The sequence below is a fragment of the Patescibacteria group bacterium genome (genome assembly GCA_041661625.1).
Lineage (GTDB): Bacteria > Patescibacteriota > Patescibacteriia > JAHIZJ01 > JAHIZJ01 > JBAZUB01.
The window spans coordinates 1-4,186 of record JBAZUB010000018.1 but is presented as its reverse complement, the minus strand read 5'-3'; the positions used below and the strand labels follow the sequence as shown (position 1 = coordinate 4,186).

Sequence of the window (4,186 nt, the reverse complement as noted above, 5' to 3'; positions counted from 1 at the left end):
TATATATACAAAAATACCCTAACCCAGTGCTTAAGTTCACCGTATACTCTAAACTAAGTTTATGCTCAAGTTCTCACTTATTGTTGCTACCCTAACCGTTACTATCATTCTGCTCGGTGGTCTTTTTGTCTTAACTCCCGTAGTTTTCTCCGGCCGTATTGCTCCTGGTGTTCAAGCTGGTCTGCACAATCTTACTGGCATGAGTACTGACGGCTTACCGGCTATCATCAATACCTTAGAAGAAGACATTGCCCGCCAATCGGTCACTTTAACCCTCCGTGACCAATCCCGTACCTACCAGTTAGCGCAGCTTGGCGTCACCCTAGACCACGAGGCAACACGCCAAGTCATTGAACAAAACAATTTTCTTACATCTATAGTTAACCAGCCGACAATCCAGCCAGTGCCCCTGATCGATACCGCCATCTTATCCCAGCAAGTTAACACCGACTTTTCTGCCCTCATTAATATCCCGCAAAATGCCACGTTGCAGTTTAATGCCACCGACGAACTTGCTTTGGTGCCCAGCCGCCCCGGGGAGACTATCCAAACCGATACGCTGCAAGGTGCCTTACAAGAAGTAGTCATTACTTCCGCTTGGTCTACCAGCATTCCTCTCACGTTACAAACTAGCGATGCTAGCGTGCAGGACGAAGAAACACAATCTGCCTTAATTTTCGCTCGGCAAATTCTCGCCGATGGCATCGATTTAACTTTTGCTGACAAAACTTTCCCGATGAAACCATTTACTATTAAACGACTGCTGGAATTTACTCCCCAAGTCGATCCCAGCAATTTCAATAATCAGATCCTTGGCTTGAAAATGAATCCAGCCGGTTTAGCTGACTACTTAACTACCACCATCGTTCCTGATATTGATCAGTCGGCGCAAAATGCCCGCTTTGTCCTGCGCGACGATGGCCGCGTAGACCAGTTCGCTTTACCTCAATCTGGCCGACAGCTAGACCTTACTGCCACCGCCACGAACATCGCCGCCAAGCTAGCTAAGCATGACCGGGTTATACCCTTGGCTGTAGTAGTTACCGAGCCGGCCATCTCTGAACAAGCGGATATCCAGCAGCTTGGTATCACCGCTAAACTTGCTACGGGTGAATCAGATTTTGCTGGTTCACCTAATAACCGCAAGCACAACATTGTGCTGGGTGCCTCTCGTTACCACGGCTTATTAATACCCCCCGGTGCTGAATTTTCATTCAATGAGTTTATTGGTCCGGTCAACGCCGCGACCGGTTTTAAGCCGGAATTAGTTATTAAAGAGAACGTCACCACTCCTGAATTTGGCGGGGGACTATGTCAAGTTTCCACCACTTTGTTCCGCTCTGCTTTATACTCCGGCCTGGAAATTACCCAGCGCCGTAATCATTCTTATGCGGTCAGTTATTATGGCAAACCCGGCCTTGACGCTACCATCTATCCACCCTATACTGACCTGCGTTTCCTGAATAATACTCCCGGATATATCCTTATCCAATCTCGTATTGAAGGAACCAAACTAGCTTTCGACTTCTGGGGGACAGAAGATAATCGTTCTGTGACCGTCACCGGCCCCGTTACTTATGAGCGTGGTTCTGACGGATCAGTCAAAGCCTATGTCAGCCAGGAAGTCGCTCTGGCCGATAAGACTATTATTAATCAAACGTTTTACAGCCGTTACAAATCTCCCAAATTATTTCCGCGGGTGTTAGCCGCTAATGGAGAAGCGCCCCCGTCTACAGTCCCTCCCGTCACTGATCCTCAAGCATCGCCCTCAGTTACCGTACTTCCCACTCCCGTTGCCGTGCAACCTTCTCTCTCACCCGCTGCGACACCTGTAAAAAAATCACCTATACCTACTAATGAATCCAATTCCACCACCAATCCCGCAGACACCTCGACCGGCGGCTAAACCGCGCCGTGTTTATTCTCATCCCGCCGCCAGCCATGATCGCGGCAGCTATAAACGCACGTCCAATCGCCGTCCTATCCGCTGGGAAGTATCTGCCGGCGGAGTTGTTGCCCGCCAGGAACATGACCAATGGTTAGTGGCCTTATTAAAAACCGAACATAAGCGCGGCCCCGTCTGGATTTTGCCTAAAGGGCACGTTGAACCAGCCGCCGGTGAAACTGTGTCTGACGCGGCAATAAGAGAGGTGCAAGAAGAAGCCGGTATTACTTCGCTATCAATTAAAGACCAATTAGGCGTCACCCGTTATTCTTTTCAAGCCGAAGAAGCCCTGGTAAAAAAGACTGTCCACTATTTCCTTATGACCACTGACCAAAAAAAACTTACCCCGCAAGCCGAAGAGAACCTTATTGATGCCGCCTGGCACCCGATCGACGAAGCTATCAATTGCTTGGAATACGATTCCGATAAAAATATTATGGCCAAAGCCCGGGAAAAGTTAACCGGCCAACGCGCTCAACTCATTCGCCGAACTCCCTATAAGAGAGAGCATCGAGCCACACCACACCATCGTCCGGCGACTACTGGCAATCCAAGCCATCCCAGTCAGCCTCAGCCATCTGCCGGCCATCGGCCTAAAAGGATACATACCTAGCACTCATTGCCCGCATCTTCTAACTGTCCCCATATTGTCCTCTCGTAAAGAGATGGGTATTTAACCGCTCTCCAGCAAAACCCTAAAGACTTCGCGCAATCTGCAGGTCTAATAAAGTAGTCGGATGAACTTGCCCGGCTTTTAATTGCTGAAATAGAGGCGTCAATTCTGTCAGCGTCGGTATCGTGTTGACCTCTAATAACTTAATGTCTTGTCCGTCCACGTTGATATCAAAACTGACTACTCCCTCGCAGCCAACATCATCATAAATATCCCGAGCCACTTCCTGCACTCTCTTTAATATCGCATTACTTTCCACCGATGGAGTATTAAGTGCCACCCGTCCGGCACGGCGTTTCGCCAGATGATCGTAAAAGGACACTTTCTGCGGCACTATCACTGTCGGGGGTAAGGCTCTGACTTGTCCGCGCTGATCGTTATATAGCGTCACTGTCATCTCGGTGCCTGGCGCTCTCTTCTGTACTATCACATCACCTGCTTGTTGCGCTCGGCGTACGGCGGCTCCCAGTTCATCAATGCTATTCACTTCTTCCACTCCCACGCTGCCTTCCTCATACACCGGTTTTACAAACAGAGGCGGCACATACAATTTTCTGATCACTTCCACAATCTGATTACTGTCCGCATTTTTTTTAAAACGCTGCATCGCTGGGCTAGCCACAATATTGCTGACTCGTTGTGCGCAGATAAACTTATCGCTGGTTTGCTGACACACCGGTAATGGTGACCCCACCACCGGTATAGACAATGTCCTGCCCACCCCATGCAACGATCCATCATCACCGCCCACTCCTCGTACGAATGTCAGCAACAAATCTACCGGCCTTCGCAGTAGTCGTTCCAGCCCTCGGGATGCCGATACAACCGGTACAGCTTCAAACATCTTCGTCATCATGCGGCGGATCGGGCCCTGCTGTGGCAGGCTGCCCAGCGGCACTTGCCAGTTGCCATCCGGCGCAACCCTAATTGGAGTGATCTGATACTTGGAGCGGGGAATGTATTGGCATGCCCAATAACCGGTCTCTTCACTTAAATCGTGACTGCCGGCTTGTCCGCCAAAAAATATTGCTACGTGCGGTTTTCTGCTTCTCATTACAAAAATTGAAGGATGAACGAATCCGTACACCTAGCATAGCATGCGCTGGCGCTTATATGAATGTTTATGTGTAAAAACCTCTCAAAATCAACCCTAAAAACCCTCTTTCCAACAACAACCTTTAGTGTTTTTGGTCTTAAAGATTTCGGATTTGTTTAGGATTTATCAAGTTTAGGATTTCGGATTTTTCTTGTCACCTTCTCGTTTTCCCTTCTTGGTCCTTCAGCCACTGGATCGTTCCGCCCAGCTTCTCAATCGTATTCCGGTCACCCGAATCAATTCTGCCGTACCAATAATCCTTATCTGCCTCATCTGGATCTTTTTGGTGGGTAAAGTAGAAAAGATAGGGGAACCAATGACTCTTTAATTTTTCACTGCCTATCTCGGCGGTCCACGACGTTCGTGCCGGTTTATTTCCTGTCACCGCCGCTCTTTGCATCGCTGTTCTCAAATCAGCTTCATTATTCACCTCGCCATTGTATATATAATCCACCCAGAATTTATTCTCGCT

The 4,186-nt window shown here is 48.8% G+C and carries 4 protein-coding genes; 2 read left to right on the top strand and 2 right to left on the bottom strand.

Annotated elements, in window-relative coordinates; translation table 11 throughout:
* The first annotated feature begins 61 nt into the window (after positions 1-61).
* Both WC734_06490 and WC734_06485 read left to right on the top strand, forming a co-directional pair.
* The gene (locus WC734_06490) at positions 62-1,906 is read left to right on the top strand and encodes a VanW family protein (GenBank protein MFA6198765.1); all 1,845 of its coding nucleotides are present in this window, start codon (positions 62-64) and stop codon (positions 1,904-1,906) included.
* On the top strand, positions 1,857-2,558 hold the full coding sequence (locus WC734_06485) for an NUDIX hydrolase (protein MFA6198764.1): 702 nt from the start codon (positions 1,857-1,859) through the stop codon (positions 2,556-2,558). The genes WC734_06490 and WC734_06485 overlap by 50 nt, the downstream gene beginning before the upstream one ends.
* An 82-nt stretch (positions 2,559-2,640) precedes the next feature.
* Here WC734_06485 and WC734_06480 read toward each other — a convergent pair whose 3' ends face one another.
* Together WC734_06480 and WC734_06475 are read right to left on the bottom strand one after the other, a co-directional pair.
* Entirely contained in the window at positions 2,641-3,672 is a 1,032-nt protein-coding gene (locus tag WC734_06480) for a hypothetical protein (GenBank protein MFA6198763.1), read from the bottom strand.
* 196 nt (positions 3,673-3,868) lie between these two features.
* Positions 3,869-4,186 (bottom strand): hypothetical protein (locus tag WC734_06475; protein ID MFA6198762.1); only part of this gene is annotated, 318 nt, incomplete at its 5' end.